The organism is Allobosea sp. TAF32 (assembly GCF_052113585.1).
Taxonomy (GTDB): Bacteria; Pseudomonadota; Alphaproteobacteria; order Rhizobiales; family Beijerinckiaceae; genus Allobosea.
Genome location: NZ_JBFRDM010000013.1, coordinates 78,340 through 94,131, shown reverse-complemented (window position 1 = coordinate 94,131; position 15,792 = coordinate 78,340). Strand labels below are relative to the sequence as shown.

Below are 15,792 nucleotides of genomic sequence, written 5' to 3'. Positions count from 1 at the left end.
ATATTGGTTACCGAGAAGCTCTCTCACAAATAGCGGAAAATAACAGGAGGATTGCTCCTACCGAACAATTAGAGGCAGGACCGGGCACGCCTCCGACTGCGGGTAGCCGACAGAACAAACCTTTTTCAGAATGGGTTAATGTAATTAGTGATCGCGACCTGACGCAGCAGCACTTTACGGATCAGGTGCGTGGGCTTGACCTGATCCGTGAAGATCGCAGCCTCGCCTGTGCTCCCGGCAGGCAGCGACCCGGCAAAGGCTTCGTCGTCAAGCTTGACGCGCACGAGGAAGGGCGCTGATGCGATTGCCTTTGGCGCAACGGCTACGCCGGAAACCTGAACCTGGCCTGTGGCAATCGCCTGCACGAGGCTCTCGACCTTGCCGGTCAGTACCCTGCCCGGAAACATCTTGAAGGTGAGTTCGACTTGCTGCCCAGGAGCGACGTAGCGTGCGTCGATCTGAGCGATTTCCACACCGATGACCGTCTCGGAGGTGTCGATGAAGGCCATCACCGGCGCCAGCGGGAGATTCGCGACGCGAGCTCCCTTTCGGAGCGCGACATTGGTGACGTAGCCCTCGGTCGGCGCGCGGATCACGGTCTTGTCGAGGTTCCACTGGGCCGCCGCGAGTTGAGCTTTCAGTTGGTCGACCTCGGCCTGGCGCTGCTCGACGTCGAAGGCGCGTCCCGTGCCGTGCGTCTGCAACTGCATCATCTCGGCCAGCCTCGTCTCCTGAAACTTGAGCTGCGCGGCGAAGGTATCGACCTGGGACCGGAACGGAACCGGATCGATCCGGAACAACACGTCGCCTGCCTTAAGCGGCTGGTTCGGCTGGACCGGGACGTCGACGACCTCACCCGCGACATCGGGCACGATGGCTACCGAATGCCGGACGACCAGCGCCGACCCTTGCGGAGCGCCCCAGCTCATCGGCACGAACAGGCCGACCAGCAAAAGGACGAAGACGATGGCCGGCGAGACCTTCCAGAACCGATTGAAGCGAATGATCCCGAGCTTCACCAGAATGAAGAGCAGGGCGAGATAGACATTGAGGAGAACCAGGATCACGGCGCAGTCGCCTCATCGCCCGAGCCGAGGCGCGGCTTGGCCGGCCAATCGACAAAGGCCCAGATCAGGACGGCTGGCCACAGCACGAAGCCGAGGATGGATGTCACCCACCCGCCCGCGGTGACGCCATCGACCCAGGGATGGTTGCGCTTCCGGGCTATCATGCCCGGCAGCATGGCGAGGAAGACCACGACGGCGATCGTGCTGAAGACCAGCACGACCAGTACGATCCAGGCGAAGATGTCGAGAATGGACATGGCTGTTTCATCCTATGGGAACGCTTTGGGAGACAGCTGCTTGCAGCTCCGAGGTGCGGAATGACGTAATCCGAACGAGGAGATGCGCCCCAGTGACGAGCTCGGCCTTCACGGAGGCTCCGTCAGAGCCGGCCGCCGGGCCGAGCGGACCGGAGAGCCGAAGATCCGAGAACAGATCGCCTTCTCCGATTCTCGCGCACGATCTGAAAGCGGGGGCTATCGCTCGGACAAGGAGGCCGCTTCAGCAACGCAATCGTTTCGCGGCTTGAGATTCGCCTGACGCGACCGCAATGCTTCTGCTCGCGCGGACTGTAGCCCCGCCGCAAAGCTGCTATCGGAGTGCAGCCGGGCGACGGTCGCGGCGGCCATAATACGACCCGCGTCGACATCGCTCTGCCAATGCGCATTACAGATGACCCGGCTTTGCCCGAAGGCCAGGCCGCGGGACAAAATCTCGTCCGAGCGCTCCGGATTGATCTCGGCCAGGACGAGAGCCCAGCCCCATCCGACGGCCGAATGACCGGACGGATATGAGCCATCGGTGCGCAGGATGTCCTCGTCGCCCGGCGTACAGGTCCCCTCGGCATGCCGGGCGAAGGGGCGAGTGCGCTGAAACTTGTTCTTGACGCCGTAGGTGGAGAGGCCGACATCCGTCAGCATCCGCTGCATCAACTTGTAGAGATGCGGCGTGTTCTGTGCATCGATCGAAATTCCCATCGCGCACGAGAAATTCTCGGCGGGTTGCGGAAAATTCAGATCGGCATCGCGCACCGCCAGTTGCCAGCGCGGCGATCCCTTCAAGCGGGCAGCGTCCTGTCTTGCTGCCTCGTCTTGAGCGAGAGCCGCCGAGTCCGAGGCTGGGGGCGGCCTCAGAAGGCGCAGGCTATCGGGCAGACTTGCTGCAGGCAAGAAGCCCGGCAGAAGATTGAAGTGAGGATCGGTGGGCTTCGCAAGAGGCTTGCTTTGATCTGCCTGCGCAAGCGCCGACTCACTCGCGAAGATGGCCATAAAAGAAAACAAGGCAGAACCTATTAGTTTGATAGCTTTCATCTTAATCGTCAATTCCAATTTCAAGCCAGTACTCGGTCATGGATATAAGTTTGTCTGCCTATGCCAAATCTATTCGGAAGGGATCATTCCGCATTTTAGGCTGCATTAGGACATTCATTGATCATAAAGGAGAAGCTCGCATCCGCTCTCTGCCCGATTGGCGGCCAGAATACATGGCGCCGAGGGCAAGATTGTTCCGGAAGAACAATCCTCGGGATTGTGCGTGCTAGGGGAACATATCGCGCAGGCCGGCCCGTCGAGTGGGGCGCCCTTGCCGCGGCGCAGCCGACGGAGTGACGCAGCTATGAATACCAAGACAGCAATTTACTTCGTTGCCACCACCTTGGCGGCGGTTGGCAATGCAAATGCCCAGACCGCTTCCGGCGCCTCGACGCCAGTCGGCGTCGAAAATTTCATCCGCGCCGAGTCCGATCTCTACATGGGCAAGGCGGTAAGGGACGGCAGCTTTGGCCGGTTCGTTCATAGCCGCGCGCCAGTCGCAATCGACAAGCAGAACGTCATCCGCATGAATCGAGACACGCTCTATTCGGAAGCGGTCTTCGATCTCGATGCCGGCCCGGTCACGATCAAACTCCCCGATGCGGGCAAGCGATTCATGTCCATGCAGGTGGTCAGCGCGGACCACTATGTGCCGTCGGTTTTCTACGGAGCCGGCAGCCATACCCTGACGAAGGAGAACGTCGGCACAAGATACGTGTTTGTCGCCGTCCGCACGCTGGTCGATCCCGCCGACCCCAAGGACGTTCAGCAGGTTCATCTGCTCCAGGACGCGATCGAGGTCAGCCAGAAGGACGTCGGCAAATTCGAGGTGCCGAACTGGGACCAGGCGAGCCAGAAAAAGATGCGTGACGCCCTGGCCGTGCTCGGTTCGACGATCCCCGACTACAACAAGGCCTTTGGTACCAAAGCGGCAGTGGACCCGATTCAGCACCTGATCGGCACCGCGACCGGCTGGGGCGGAAACCCCGCCAAGGATGCGATCTATCTCAGCGGCGCGGTGCCCAAAAACGATGGCGCGACCGTCTACAAGCTCAATGTCGGAAACGTTCCGGTCGACAGCTTCTGGTCGGTCAGCGTCTATAATGCCCAGGGCTATTTCGAGAAGAACGCCTACGACGCCTATTCGCTGAACAACCTGACGGCGAAGAAGAGCGCCGACGGTACGATCGCCATCCAGTTCGGCGGCTGCGACGGCAAGGTGGTCAATTGCCTGCCGATCACATCTGGCTGGAACTACACGGTCAGGCTTTATCAACCGCGTGCCGAGATCCTGAACGGCAAGTGGAGCTTCCCGAAGCCCCAGCCCTTACCCTGAGGCCGGAAGGGACCGACCTCGACAGCATCCAGCTAAATGAAGAACGGGGCGACGATTTCGTCGCCCCCGTTCTCATTAGGTCGCATCTCCGGCAATCGCGGCCGGTACTGCTGCAAGCAGCCGGTCTGGCGTGCTCGGCGGGGCGAGCGGACGCAAAAGGTCGCTATGGGCAGGAAGCGAGTGGCGGTGACCGGTTCGGCACGAGCATTTCGATGTGCGGTTGATGCCGGATGGCCATGGCTCATCCGCCCATCTGCGGCACATGAAGCGGTTTCGGCACCAGCTTGATATTGTTCTCCTGAAGCGTAATCCGGACCTTCGAAAGGATCGCCTTGCGGATCTGGAACTGGTGCCCGGCTCTCGCCTTGTACTTGCCGCGGATCACCAATGTCCCTTCCTCGAGAGCGCCAATGCCCTGGCTCTTGAACGGCTCGATGAGGTCGGCGTTCAGTTCCGGGTCCGCGGCGATCTCCTGCCCGATCTTCTTGAACAGCTTCCGCACGACTTCGACATCGGTGTCCAAAGCGACCCGGAAAAGCATCTTCTCGACAACCCATTCCCGGCTGAAATTCTGGATTTTCCCGATCTGGCCATAAGGAATCGTCGCAACCGCGCCGCGCGGGTGCCTCAGGGAAACGGAACGAAGCGAAATCCTCTCGACAGTGCCTTTAGCGCCCGAAGTCTCAATGTATTCGCCGTGGCGGAACGCATCGTCGACGAGGAAGAACAGGCCGGCCACCACATCCTTGACCAGCGTTTGCGAACCGAGGCCGATCGCCAAACCGAAAATCGACAGGCCTGTGATGAGCGGCCAGACATTTATGCCCAGCATGACCAGGATCGTCAGTGCTCCCAGCGTCAGAAGCCCGGCTTTGGCCAGGCCCACGAGCACAGGGCCGACGGTGGTCAGCCGCGTGCCGATCACAAAGGCGCCACTCTGCGGTTCGCTCGGCGCAGGAGGCCTGATGCGCGCGGCCAGGATAGCCACCCAGTTCCAGCAGAAGGCAATGACCAGCACGAGCATCAGAATTTCGGCTGCCTTCAAGACGATGATGCCGCGCGAAATGCCGGCGACATCGAGGATGGGTAGAACCCAGAGCGTCGCCAGGATCGCGAAGATCGAGGACGCTGCGACGATCCGGAAGGTGCGCCACAGCACTCCCCTCAGTTCGCCTCCCTGCGACCGGACCGCGCGCCATCCGCGCCGTTCGATGGCGATGTCGAGATGTGGACCAGCGAGAACGAGAAGAAGCGAAAGAACCAATGGCCCGCCCCGCATCGGCCTTCCGAGTGTTATGCCCAGTTGGATGAAAACAAAGGCGAGTGCGACGAGTGCTACAACGAGCCAGGGCCAGTTCGCGGCGAGCTTCCGGCGCAGCGATCCTGATCTGGCGCCGAAAGACAATGCCCTCACGACCAGTCTGCGATGGCGAACATAGGCCGCAGCGGCCAGGATAGTGAACGGCAACGACACTGCGAATGTGGCGAAGAGATCTCGCAGCGGATCAGCGGCATTCCATGCACGCAGGCAAGCCAGCACCACCAGGCCGCCGGCCGCAACGCAAATCGAGATCGCAACGTCGCGGCGCCAGGGCCAGAAGACCGCCCCGCGCCCGGTGGTTAACGGCAAGCAGATCATCGTCGCCAACACCGAGATCGCGGCGCAATTCACCAAAGCGCCGCGGAGCACCGGGTCAGTGACGAAACTCCGCAGCAGGACCCAGAGAGTCAACATCGCGACCACGGAAGCAGCGAACCAAGCGAGCGCTCGCAGCACTGGCCTGTCATTCAGCCTGCCAACGATCAGCCTGGCGACCGCAGCCGTTGCAACGAAGGCAATCGAGCAGGTTGCCACCACGCCAAGCGCCAGCAGCGCGGGACTGTGGCCGGCAGCTTCGAGACCCTGCATGAAATCGCGCCACCCGTCTGTGGCCGAGAGCCATCCCGAGAACCTTGCCGCCAACCCATCTTCAAGCAGTGTCATAAAATGACCGGCCATCGCCGATGCGGCCTCGATCTCGTCCGCCTTGGAACCAACAGCCATGGTCTCTGTCTCGCGCTCAAATCGATGATCTAAGTCTAATTTCGTCAGACGATTGTCCAGAAAGAGAGATTTCCCTTACGGATAACGGTTCTAAGAAGCCTCTCAGCGATCATTAGCCAAATAAGACGAGTATCATCGTGGCTCGCGCTTCGAAATGGTTTCGACTCAGCGAATAAACGCAGACGAATAGCTCATGGAGAATGGTCCGTGCCTGAGTCTGTCAGGCACGAACCGTCGCCTCATTTGGCGTTGCGTGCTTTCTCATCTTTCAAAAGAACATCGATGGCTTTGATGATCGTCGAGGCCTGATTTGATTTGCAATAGACGATCAGCTCGTGGATACCTTCTTTGACCCTGGGTAGATTGACGGAAGATTTCTTCCCGAGGCCGTTATACCAGCCGCTGTACCAGATGCCGAGAAAGTTCGCATCTTCCTGGAACGTCCCGGCAAGCTGCCCGCAGGTCAGCTTCTGGACATTGACGTAGCCATTCTTGTCGGCATAGGCGCTCAGCTCGGTCTGGGCTTGCACCGGGACCGACGGCATCGCGGCCGCGGCGACAAGAACAAGAGCAAGTCGTTTCAACATGGAGTTTCCTTTTCGCAGTTCGGCAGTGCATTCGACGAAACGTGCCTCCTCCGGACTCTAAGGAGAGGAGGTTCCGCGCCGTCGAAATTTGAGAAGAGGCGGCGAAGATCGTGCTCGCCGCCTCCGGCTGGTCGGCGGTCAGTCCAGATATTCCACCTTCAGATGCCGGATCTTGCCATTGAAGGCGAAGGGCTTGCGGTCGAAATACGTAAGCGAGACGGGGGAGTAACTGTCCCGGCCGACGTCGAAGGCATCGTTGGCGGTAAAGCTGCCCGGTGCCGCGCGTGGGACACGGCCCTTGCTGACTTCTTTGCCGTCAACGCGCATGACGATGTCGAGAGACGCGGGGCGGGCGCCGTTGGCCTTGCGCGTTGTTTCGATCTCGATCTTGACCTTCCCGGTCGGGAGTGGGGCAGACGTTTCCAGTTGAGTCCGTTCGATCTCGAACAGATTGTACTCGTAGCTGAGCTTGCCGTTCTCGACCCACAGGGCGATGCCGCCCGAGACGGCGCCGAGCGCGTAGAGCACTCCCTTCGAGTCGGGCTGCAAATCCGCATCGATGGTGACGAGGTTGCTACGCGATCCGAGCTTCGGCGCGGTGAACTCGGGAACGCCAACGACCTCCTGCGTGTAGTTGAACGTCTTGGCGGGATTGGATGGCTGGTCTTCCGGGTGGAAGATCGCGGACCATAGCGCGCCGCCCACCGGATAGACCTTATTGTCTTTAGCGCTGACCTCGAAAGCCTTCTTCAGCTCGTCGAGCTTGCCAGGATTGGCGGCGGCGACGTCCTTCGCCTGCGAGAAATCCTTCTTGAGATCATGGAGTTCCCAGACATCGTTCTTCGGCGACCATGTCATGATCGAGGGATCGACGCCCGCTTGCCAAGGCACTCTCGGCCCGAATGTCGACGCGATCCATCCGTCCTTGTAGTAGGCGCGACTCCCCATGACCTCGAAATACTGCTCCTTCTTGTGCTCCGGTGCCGTCGGCGACACGAAGGAATAGGTCATGCTGGTGCCGTCGAGCGGATCCTGGCTGACGGCGTCGACGAGCTTCGGCGGCGTGATGCGCAGGATGTCGTAGATCGTCGGCACGATATCGTTGACGTGATGGAATTGCGGACGCGGCGTCTTGTCCGGCTTGATCCTGCTTGGCCAGGACACCGCGAGCGGCGTGCGCGTTCCGCCGAAATGCGCGGCAATCAGTTTCGTTGACCGGTGCGGCGTGGAGCCGGCCCAGGCCCAGCCGGCATGGTACATGTTATCTACCTTGGGCGAGCCGAGCACATCCAGGCCGCCGAGCTCGTTCATGGTGCGGATATGGTCCTTGATCTCGGACGGAATGCCATTCTGCGCCAGGAACTCGCTGATCGTGCCGTTCTGGCCTTCCGCGCTGGAGCCGTTGTCGCCCCAGATGTAGAAGACGAGCGTGTTGTCGCGGATGCCGAGCTCGTCCAGGGCGTCGATCAACCGGCCGGCCTGCGCATCGGCATGTTCGGTGTATCCGGCGAACACTTCCATGAGCCGACGCTGGAACGGCTTTTCGTCCTCGGGAATATCGGCCCATGCGGCCAGCGTCTTCGGCCGCGGCGTCAGCTCGGTGTCTTTCGGGATCCAGCCGAGCTCTTTCTGGCGGGCGAAGACGCGCTCGCGCATGACGTCCCAGCCTTCGTCGAACTTGCCCTTATATTTGTCCGCCCAGTCCTTGAAGATGTGGTGCGGGCCATGGGAGGCGCCGGGGGCCCAATACATGAAGAAGGGCCGGTCCGGCGTCAGCGCGCGGACTTGCTTCATCCATGAGACGGCCTTGTCGGTCATGTCCTCGGTGAAGTGGTATTCCTTCTTTCCTTCGGACGGGTTCACCCGGACCGTGTTTTCGACGACCGCAGGCTCCCATTGCGAGGATTCTCCGGCCAGGAAGCCGTAGAAGTAGTCGAAGCCGATCCCCTGGCCGGCCGGCCAGTTCGTATAGGGGCCGACGGCGGTGGTCTCGTTGGCCGGCGTGTTGTGCCATTTTCCGAAGGCGCTCGTCGCATAGCCATAATAGCCAAGGACCTTCGCTGCGGTCGCCGAAGTGCGCGGGATCCGGCCGGAATAGCCGTCCCAGTCGTTCGCCAGTTCGGTGATCTGGCCGGAGCCGACGCGATGGTGATTGCGCCCGGTCAGCAGGGCCGCGCGGGTGGGTGAGCACATGGCGGCATTGTGGAAGCGGTTATAGGTGATCCCGTCTCCGGCAACGCGGCTCAGCGTGCGCGTATCGATCACGCCGCCGAAGGTGCTTGGAAGCGCCGGACCGACATCGTCGAGCATGATCACGACGATGTTCGGCGCGTTGGCCGGGAGATGCGACTTCGCCGGCAGGGGGCTGTAGGTCGATTCCGCGATCGTCGGTCCGGCCTTGCTCCCCGAAGGCTTGGGCGGAAACGGCAGCGATTCCTGGGCTGCCACGGGCGATCCCAACATCAGCAGCGTCGTGCTGACGCCCAGCCAGCGCGCTCTGAATTGGTGATTAGGAGGCCGTTTCATTCGATTCTCCGTTCCGGACAACACATCTGAACCCGACATGGCTTGTCGACGTATCGATCGTCTCGGCATGTCGGGCTGCAGGTCGATAGCGGCGGCAGTAGTTCGGAGCGCACAGATGCGATCCGCCTTTCAAAACCTTCCGCGGAATCTTGATGTGGGGGAGACACGGATCATAGCTGGCGGACTCGAGCCCTCCGCGAGGGTTCCTGGGTATGCAGCAGGCTTTCGTCGCGTCCGCTTCGTGCTTCGGGGCGAACCAGTCGGAGGTCCACTCCCAGGCGTTCCCGATCATGTCGTAGAGGCCGTATCCGTTGGGCGGAAAAGCCCTGACGGGCGATGTGCGGGCGTATCCGTCGAGTTTGTGATTGATGCTCGGAAACGATCCTTGCCAGGTATTGGCCATATGCCGCCCATAGGGGGTCAGTTCCGAGCCCCAGGCGTATTCGGCCTGTTCGAGGCCTCCTCTGGCGGCGAATTCCCACTCGGCTTCCGTGGGGAGATCCTTGCCCTTCCATCGTGCATAGGCCAATGCGTCGTGGTGGCTGACATGGACAACGGGATGATCGTCCAGCCCCGCAATGCTGCTGCGCGGTCCATAGGGCTGGCGCCAGTTGGCGTCCTTCAGGAACGTCCACCATTGCGACCAGTCGCGGAGATCGACGCGCCCGGTCGGCTCCCGGAAGACGAGCGAGCCCGCATACAGCATCTCCGGCAAGATGCCGGGATAGTCTCGAGGGTCAGGCGCGAACTCGGCAAATGTGCGATGTCCGGTCGCCGCCACGAACTCGGCAAATTGCGCGTTGGTGACAGGGGTTTCGTCGATGAAGAAGCCCTCGACACTGACACGATGGGCCGGCTTCTCTTCGGGGTAGTGATGATCTGAGCCCATCCAGAAGATTCCGGTGCGCACGAAGATCATGCCCTCGCGCGCACGCTCCGGCGGCAAATCCGTCTGAGCCGTCTCGGCCTGCATAGCCAGCCTTCTCGTCAATCTGAATCGGGTTCGCGAGCGCACTCACGTTCAATGCGAACTCATACAGGGCGCGAGGATAGAGACTGTCCCGATCGGACAATTCGCGAGGTTCTTGGTGTTCCCCGAGCAAGTCGGGAGTGTCGGTCTGCTCAGGCGCTCCAGCTATCACGCTGGATTCACGAGATGAATCCCCCAACCGATTTGCGTTACAGAGCCCCAGCCGAACTCTGCGCGGGAGAGGAGGGTTTCCCCTCTTCTCCTATTTTCATCTTGGTTTCGCGCATAAGGGGCACTCTCCCCTATCCCAATCGTTCGTTTTATTTCTTAGCCCCACTAAACTCGGTGAGGTTGGCTGACGGTGGGTTCGGATGATCCTTGAGGCTTTCGAGGTATTCATTCACCGCCTTCAGGCCGGAATCCAAGATCCATGGATAGTAAGCAAAATAATTCAGGGTTTCATAGGGGTCCATTTCGATATTGTATACCTTGGGATAGCCCATCAATTTTGCTTGAGCCGCGCCCATGCCCGGCATAATCTGGCTGCTGGTTCCGGCAGGAAAGACGTGGGTGAAGTACATTCGCCACTGGTCCACGCGCACGGCCAAGAGATCAGGGCCGACAAAGCTGAGCAAGGACGTCCGGCTGCCCTTCTCGCTCGTGCCCATCAGCACTTCGGTCTGGTCGACGCCGTCGATCGGGCGGTCGGTCGGCAGCTTGGCGCCGATAATGTTCGCGAAGGTTGGCAGAAAGTCCATAATCGAGAACATCGCGTAGGAACTGCTGCCCCGCGCGATTTTGCCCGGCCAGCGGATGAAGGCGAAGGTCCGGATCGCGCCCTCGGTCACCTCGCCGAGTTCGCCGCGGAAGGGTCCCGCGTTGCCCATGTCAGGGCTTTGCTTGTTGCCGTACATCTGGGTAATCTGACCGCTTGGCCCGTTGTCGGAGGCGAAGACCAGGATCGTGTTATCTTCCACGCCCAGGTCCTTGAGCGCATCCATGATCTGGCCAACGTGATGATCGCCCTCCATCATCTTGTCGCCGTATTGGCCTACGCGCGATTTACCGGCGAAGTCCTTGGACGGAAGATTCGGCCCATGCCCCATCGAGAACGGCAAATAGAGGAAGAACGGCTTGCCGGCGTCGACCTGCCGCTTCATGAAGTCGATCGATTTTGCCGTCAATTCGACATCGATCTCGGCCCTCACCTCCATGGTGAACGGCTTGACCTTTTTCAGCTTTCCGTCGGGTGTGCCTTCGACAATATGCGGACCTGCGGCAACCAACTCGTCGCGGGTATGCGGGCTCGAATGCGTCATCACGGTGGAGTCGACATAGGAAGCCGAGTCCCATGACAGGTTTGGCGGGATGCCATAGAACTCGTTGAACCCGTGCGCCATTGGAAGGCTCTTCGGCGCACTGCCGAGGTGCCATTTCCCGTAGACCGCTGTGGCATAGCCGGCTTCCTTGAACAGCTGGCCCATAGTGTAGGCGCCTTTTGGCAAGGTATTCGGCGTGGTCTCGCCAACAAGAACCAAGGACAGGCCGTTGCGAATGGAATACTGCCCCGTCAACAGCGCAGCACGGGAAGGCGTGCAGGCGGGCTCGACCAAATATTGCGTGAGCTTGAGGCCCTGCGCAGCGAGTTGATCGACGTTTGGCGTCCGAAAGCCTCGGGTTTCACCGCCGCCATAGGGGCCCATATCGCCGTAGCCCACGTTGTCCGCGAGGATGAAGACAACATTCGGCTTGGTGCCAGCCGCCCTCTTCTGCGCCTGCGGCTGGCCCGCAGGCGCGATCAAAGACGTCGCCATCAGCAGCGATGCCGCCAACGAGAGCGGCAGTGTAGGTTTCATGGATGGAACTCCCTCTATGCTTCAAAGGCGCTGGCGCTGCGGTGGCGCGTCGCGCGCTGCGCCCAAGTGCCGCCGCCCGGATAGTCAGCAAAGCATGGCGCGGCAGTATCCGTCTGAGCCGTCTCTGCCTGCATAGCCAGCCTTCCCGTCAACCTGGATTCGGTTCGCGAGCGCACTCACGTTCCGTGCGAACGCATACAGGGCATGACGATAGAGACTGTCCCGATCGGACAATTCGCGAAGTTCTTTGTGTGCCCCAAGCAGGCCGGGTAGCGCGCATGCGTTCTGGTGGATTGACGACGGCACGGCGAAGCGGCAGAGGCACCGGCCATATGAATGGCGTACGGCGCGGGAGAAAATGGAAGCTCGATCGCGCACGACGAAGGCTCAGATCGCACTATGTCTGGGCCTGACCGCCAACACGACCGGTCAATCATTTCTTCTCGTCGTCCTGCCGCCTTTGGGCCGCCGCCTAGGCTTCTCCGATATCGAGACCGGTGCGATCCTCAGCATCTCCGCGTTGCTGCTCATGGTATCGGCGCCGGCTTGGGGATATCTCAGCGAACGGATAGGGCGCAGGCCGGTTCTGCTGACGGCGCTCGCCGGGGCGGCCATCGCGGCAGCGTTGTTCGGCGCGATCGTGCATCTGCGCCTGGCAGGCGTCTTGGGCGCTGTCCTCACGCTCGGCCTGTTCATGTCCGTCAGGGCGGGGCAGTCGCTTGCTTCCAGCGGCATCATGCCCGCTTCGCAGGCCTATATGGCCGACATCACCACACCGACGCAGCGGGCCGGCGCCATGGGCGTTCTCGGAGCAGCCATCGGATTGGGCACCATCCTTGGGGCCGCGCTCGCATGGCAGGTCGCTCCCACCAATCCTGACTGGGCTTTCGCGATCGTGTCCGTGCTCGCCTTGGTGGCCTTCGCTTGCGTCCATTTATGGGCCACGGAGCCTGCACGCGCCCCGCGCACTACACCGATCGACGCTCATTTGCCGCTTGCCAGGATATGGCCGCTTCTCCTGATCACACTCGTATCGATCTCCGCCTACAGCATCCTGCAGCAGGTGACGGCGCTACGCCTGCAAGATGCGCTCGGATTCACGATGGAGGAATCGATCTCGCTTGGCGGAGCGGCGCTCATGGCGACCGCGACGGCGATGATCGCCGTCCAGGCTTGCGCAATCCGCTTGTTGCGGTGGGAGCCGATGCGATTGCTTGCTGTGGGAGCCGTCATCGCCGTCTCGTCGATGATGATCTGCAGCCTGGTGGTCAGCTATATCGAGATTTTCGGCTCGCTCGTGATGCTTGGGATTGGTCTTGGCCTCATGCTCCCCGGCAATCTCGCTTCGCTCAGCTTGTGGACGGGTCCAGCTGCCCAGGGCAAGGCGGCTGGCTTCAACGTCGTCGCACAAGGGGCGGCTCAGGCTATCGGCCCGCTCGCCGGCGCCATGCTGCATCGGGTCTCGCCGCAGGTTCCCTTCTTGGCTGCGACGATTCTCCTCACGATCGCCTGTGCGGTTGCGATCTTCACCTGGAGATCGGCCATGCAGCCGCACGAGACTCTCGCACCGCGCTGCAGTTGAAAATACATGCGCCGCCCGATCCCTTCGAGGAGCGGGCTTTCATGCCCTATGGTCTTTGTGCCGGCCGGGCAGACCAGCACGCTTCGTTTCGAGAACTCAGAATCGATAGGTCGCGGCGATGATTGGGCCGTGCATCGTCGTGTCGTAGAGGAAATCGCCCTTGCGATAATCGACATAGAGCGCGCGATAGCCGGCCCGGAACACCCAGTTGTCGTCCCACTGGTAGTTGACCGTGCCGAGCGCCTGCCAAGTCAGCCTGGAAGCGAGGTCAAAGCCGCCGATATCACCCGCGAGCGTGACGCTCCAGGGGCCGCCGAGCCTGGCGGTCATGCGGGCCGCGATGACCGGGTCAAGCCAGTTCGCCGAATCGCTGTGATGGATCCGGAGGTTGAGGGAGCCCGGTGCGATCTTCAGCTCGTTGTCGAGATTCCAGAAGCGAAGGCCTGCGCCGATATCGAGATCGAACGCCTCGTCGGTGTAGATGCGGTAGAGGATCGCGGTCTGAAGCGTCAGCGTCTGCGAGCGGACCTTTGCCGAGGAGAAGTAGGGACCCGGCAACGAGCCGCCGGGCGTGACCTGCGAGAGCATCGCGTCCGCCAGGAAGCCCCAGCGCCCGATGTGCATTTCGGCGGCCCCCATCAAGCCGACATTCATGTTCTTGAGGATGTCGCCGAAGCTGAGGTCGAGATTGGCCGCGGGCAGAGGCGGCAAGGTGGAGGCTCGCCCGTCGAGCGCGGCAGCCCAGGCATAGCCGGTGAAGGAAAAGCTCGGTCCGGTAGACGGCTGCGCCGGCGGAGGCGGCGGTGTAGGCACGAGATCGGCGGCCAGGAGCGGCGCAGAAATCAACAGAACCACCGCAGCGGCAATAACGGATCTCAAAGCACAAACTCCGATTGATTATCCCGCGGCAGTAGATGCGCAGGATCGCGGACGAGACTGTCCCGTTGGAACAATCTTCGAGTTTTAATGTGCTATGCGCTCCATATGAGCCTGAGATTGATCAAGAGAGACGTCGCCGAGGCCATTCTCCAGCAGAATGGCTGGCTGTCCTATCAACCCGAGGTGTTTCAGAAGGAGGTTCTGCGACGCTCCATCCTCGTGCACTTTGAGCCGGGCGAGCTGATTTTCGACGTCGGCGACGAGCTGGGAGGCATCTATGGCCTCGTGAGCGGCACCGCGACGATAAACACCGCTCCGCCAAACCATGTCCCGCAGCTGATCAATGTCGGCGCGCCTGGTGCCTGGGCCGGAGAAAGCTGCTTCCTGGCGCGCCGGCCGCGGAGCGTCGAACTGCGCGCACTGGTCGAGACCTGGTTGATGTACCTGCCCCTCGATCAGATGGATGAAATGGCTGATGCCGACCCGATGGTCGCCCACAACTTCGGGCAGATCATCATGACCAATGTCGACGCCCTCATCAGGGTGATCCACGACCTGCAGAGAGTCGATCCCGATCGCAGGATCGCCTCCGTTCTACAGCGCGCCCGGTGGATCGGGGAGCGTCCCCTTCCTGTGACGCAATCCGAGATCGGTACCATGGCCCGCGCTTCACGCAGGCAGGTCAATGCCGCCTTGAAGCGGTTCGCCGACAGCGGATGGGTGAAGACCAGTTATCGGTCCGTCACCATCCTCAATTCCGAGAAGCTACGGCTCTTTTCAACTGAAGACGACTGAGCCAACACGGCTCGGCAAAGAGTTTCTCGGTCCTGTGCGAGGCGGTGCTTGATGAGCGCGATATTGATCAAGAGAGCAACCGCAGAAGCCATCCTTCGGCAGAACGGATGGCTGTCAACTCAAGCCGAACGGTTTCAGGATGAGGTTCTGCGACGCTCCATCCTGCTGCGTTTCGCGCCTGACGAGGTTGTTTATCACTTCGGCGATGACCTGGGGGGCATCTATGGCCTCGTGAGCGGCGTGGTTGCAGTCAACACCGCTCCGCAAAGCGATGCTCCGCAGTTGATCCATATGGGCGTGCCTGGTTCCTGGACCGGCGAAGACAGCTATCTGATCCGCCAGCCGCGGCGGCTTGAACTGCGCGCAATGACCGAGACCTGGGTGATGCATCTGCCCCTGGACCAGATGGCCCAGATGACTGCTGCCGATCCCGCGGTCATCCGCAATTTCTGCCAGAACCTCCTGCGCGGCGTCGATGTCCTCATCAGGATCATCCACGATCTGCAGAAGCAGGATCCCGAGCGCCGGATAGCCTCTGTGCTGCAGCGCATGACCTGGAGCAGCAAACAGGTCCTGCTGACGCAGACCGAGGTCGGCACGATGGCCTCGGCATCACGCCGCCAAGTCAATGCCGCCTTGAAGCGGTTTGCCGAAAACGGATGGCTGACGACCAGTTATGGCTCGATCACAATCTTGAATGCCGAAGCGTTACGACTCTTCGGAGATGAAGGCGACCGTTGAGGTCAAAGCCGGTTCCCGTTTTCGGAGCGGTCATGCCTTCCACCGCCTCTGCCCTCGGAGCGGCCTGCAGCCGGATGAGGACTGACTATCCGGAACTGGAGC

At 61.1% G+C, this 15,792-nt stretch carries 13 protein-coding genes; 4 read left to right on the top strand and 9 right to left on the bottom strand.

Going from position 1 to position 15,792, the window contains the following annotated elements; all coding sequences use genetic code 11:
• Positions 1 to 125: 125 nt before the first annotated feature.
• From AB4Z16_RS25385 to AB4Z16_RS25375, 3 genes are all read right to left on the bottom strand, one after another.
• A complete protein-coding gene (locus AB4Z16_RS25385; RefSeq protein WP_441514097.1) occupies positions 126 to 1,067 on the bottom strand; it encodes an HlyD family secretion protein in 942 nt (313 codons plus the stop codon).
• Positions 1,064 to 1,324: a DUF3302 domain-containing protein gene (locus tag AB4Z16_RS25380; RefSeq protein ID WP_441514096.1), complete on the bottom strand. Its 261-nt coding sequence runs from the start codon at positions 1,322 to 1,324 to the stop codon at positions 1,064 to 1,066. The genes AB4Z16_RS25385 and AB4Z16_RS25380 overlap by 4 nt, the downstream gene beginning before the upstream one ends.
• A 216-nt stretch (positions 1,325 to 1,540) precedes the next feature.
• Positions 1,541 to 2,398: an acid phosphatase gene (locus AB4Z16_RS25375; protein WP_441514095.1), complete on the bottom strand. Its 858-nt coding sequence runs from the start codon at positions 2,396 to 2,398 to the stop codon at positions 1,541 to 1,543.
• Between the two features lie 280 nt (positions 2,399 to 2,678).
• On the opposite strand from AB4Z16_RS25375, the gene AB4Z16_RS25370 reads away from it, so the two are divergent.
• The gene (locus AB4Z16_RS25370) at positions 2,679 to 3,710 is read left to right on the top strand and encodes a DUF1254 domain-containing protein (RefSeq protein ID WP_441514094.1); all 1,032 of its coding nucleotides are present in this window, start codon (positions 2,679 to 2,681) and stop codon (positions 3,708 to 3,710) included.
• Positions 3,711 to 3,951: 241 nt separating this feature from the next.
• On the opposite strand, the gene AB4Z16_RS25365 is transcribed toward AB4Z16_RS25370, so the two are convergent.
• The 5 genes from AB4Z16_RS25365 to AB4Z16_RS25345 all read right to left on the bottom strand — a co-directional run bounded on the left by AB4Z16_RS25365 (position 3,952) and on the right by AB4Z16_RS25345 (position 11,693).
• Positions 3,952 to 5,445 carry a mechanosensitive ion channel family protein gene (locus tag AB4Z16_RS25365; protein WP_441514208.1) on the bottom strand — a complete coding sequence of 498 codons (1,494 nt, stop codon included), beginning with the start codon at positions 5,443 to 5,445 and terminating at the stop codon, positions 3,952 to 3,954.
• A gap of 548 nt (positions 5,446 to 5,993) precedes the next feature.
• Complete coding sequence (locus AB4Z16_RS25360) at positions 5,994 to 6,341, bottom strand: HdeA/HdeB family chaperone (protein WP_441514093.1); 348 nt, start codon at positions 6,339 to 6,341, stop codon at positions 5,994 to 5,996.
• Between the two features lie 138 nt (positions 6,342 to 6,479).
• A complete protein-coding gene (locus tag AB4Z16_RS25355) occupies positions 6,480 to 8,867 on the bottom strand; it encodes an arylsulfatase (protein ID WP_441514092.1) in 2,388 nt (795 codons plus the stop codon).
• Positions 8,851 to 9,786 (bottom strand): formylglycine-generating enzyme family protein, encoded by a 936-nt coding sequence (locus tag AB4Z16_RS25350; RefSeq protein ID WP_441514207.1) that lies wholly within the window; start codon positions 9,784 to 9,786, stop codon positions 8,851 to 8,853. Before AB4Z16_RS25350 ends, AB4Z16_RS25355 begins: the two co-directional genes overlap by 17 nt.
• A gap of 371 nt (positions 9,787 to 10,157) precedes the next feature.
• The gene (locus AB4Z16_RS25345; RefSeq protein ID WP_441514091.1) at positions 10,158 to 11,693 is read right to left on the bottom strand and encodes an arylsulfatase; all 1,536 of its coding nucleotides are present in this window, start codon (positions 11,691 to 11,693) and stop codon (positions 10,158 to 10,160) included.
• Positions 11,694 to 12,051: 358 nt separating this feature from the next.
• Between AB4Z16_RS25345 and AB4Z16_RS25340 the strand changes: the two genes are divergently transcribed.
• Positions 12,052 to 13,275, top strand: coding sequence for an MFS transporter (locus tag AB4Z16_RS25340; RefSeq protein ID WP_441514090.1), 1,224 nt, complete (start codon positions 12,052 to 12,054; stop codon positions 13,273 to 13,275).
• Between the two features lie 96 nt (positions 13,276 to 13,371).
• On the opposite strand, the gene AB4Z16_RS25335 is transcribed toward AB4Z16_RS25340, so the two are convergent.
• Positions 13,372 to 14,154 carry a hypothetical protein gene (locus AB4Z16_RS25335; RefSeq protein WP_441514089.1) on the bottom strand — a complete coding sequence of 261 codons (783 nt, stop codon included), beginning with the start codon at positions 14,152 to 14,154 and terminating at the stop codon, positions 13,372 to 13,374.
• 117 nt (positions 14,155 to 14,271) lie between these two features.
• On the opposite strand from AB4Z16_RS25335, the gene AB4Z16_RS25330 reads away from it, so the two are divergent.
• Together AB4Z16_RS25330 and AB4Z16_RS25325 are read left to right on the top strand one after the other, a co-directional pair.
• Entirely contained in the window at positions 14,272 to 14,949 is a 678-nt protein-coding gene (locus AB4Z16_RS25330; RefSeq protein ID WP_441514088.1) for a Crp/Fnr family transcriptional regulator, read from the top strand.
• A 51-nt stretch (positions 14,950 to 15,000) separates the two neighbouring features.
• The gene (locus AB4Z16_RS25325; RefSeq protein WP_441514087.1) at positions 15,001 to 15,690 is read left to right on the top strand and encodes a Crp/Fnr family transcriptional regulator; all 690 of its coding nucleotides are present in this window, start codon (positions 15,001 to 15,003) and stop codon (positions 15,688 to 15,690) included.
• Positions 15,691 to 15,792: the final 102 nt, after the last annotated feature.

Excerpts from the sequence above, each read along its gene's own strand:
- AB4Z16_RS25370 (WP_441514094.1), top strand. The coding sequence starts at position 2,679 with ATGAATACCAAGACAGCAATTTACTTCGTTGCCACCACCTTGGCGGCG.
- AB4Z16_RS25365 (WP_441514208.1), bottom strand. The coding sequence starts at position 5,445 with ATGTTGACTCTCTGGGTCCTGCTGCGGAGTTTCGTCACTGACCCGGTG.
- AB4Z16_RS25380 (WP_441514096.1), bottom strand. The coding sequence starts at position 1,324 with ATGTCCATTCTCGACATCTTCGCCTGGATCGTACTGGTCGTGCTGGTC.
- AB4Z16_RS25350 (WP_441514207.1), bottom strand. The coding sequence starts at position 9,786 with ATGATCTTCGTGCGCACCGGAATCTTCTGGATGGGCTCAGATCATCAC.
- AB4Z16_RS25355 (WP_441514092.1), bottom strand. The coding sequence starts at position 8,867 with ATGAAACGGCCTCCTAATCACCAATTCAGAGCGCGCTGGCTGGGCGTC.
- AB4Z16_RS25340 (WP_441514090.1), top strand. The coding sequence starts at position 12,052 with ATGGAAGCTCGATCGCGCACGACGAAGGCTCAGATCGCACTATGTCTG.
- AB4Z16_RS25345 (WP_441514091.1), bottom strand. The coding sequence starts at position 11,693 with ATGAAACCTACACTGCCGCTCTCGTTGGCGGCATCGCTGCTGATGGCG.
- AB4Z16_RS25360 (WP_441514093.1), bottom strand. The coding sequence starts at position 6,341 with ATGTTGAAACGACTTGCTCTTGTTCTTGTCGCCGCGGCCGCGATGCCG.
- AB4Z16_RS25325 (WP_441514087.1), top strand. The coding sequence starts at position 15,001 with ATGAGCGCGATATTGATCAAGAGAGCAACCGCAGAAGCCATCCTTCGG.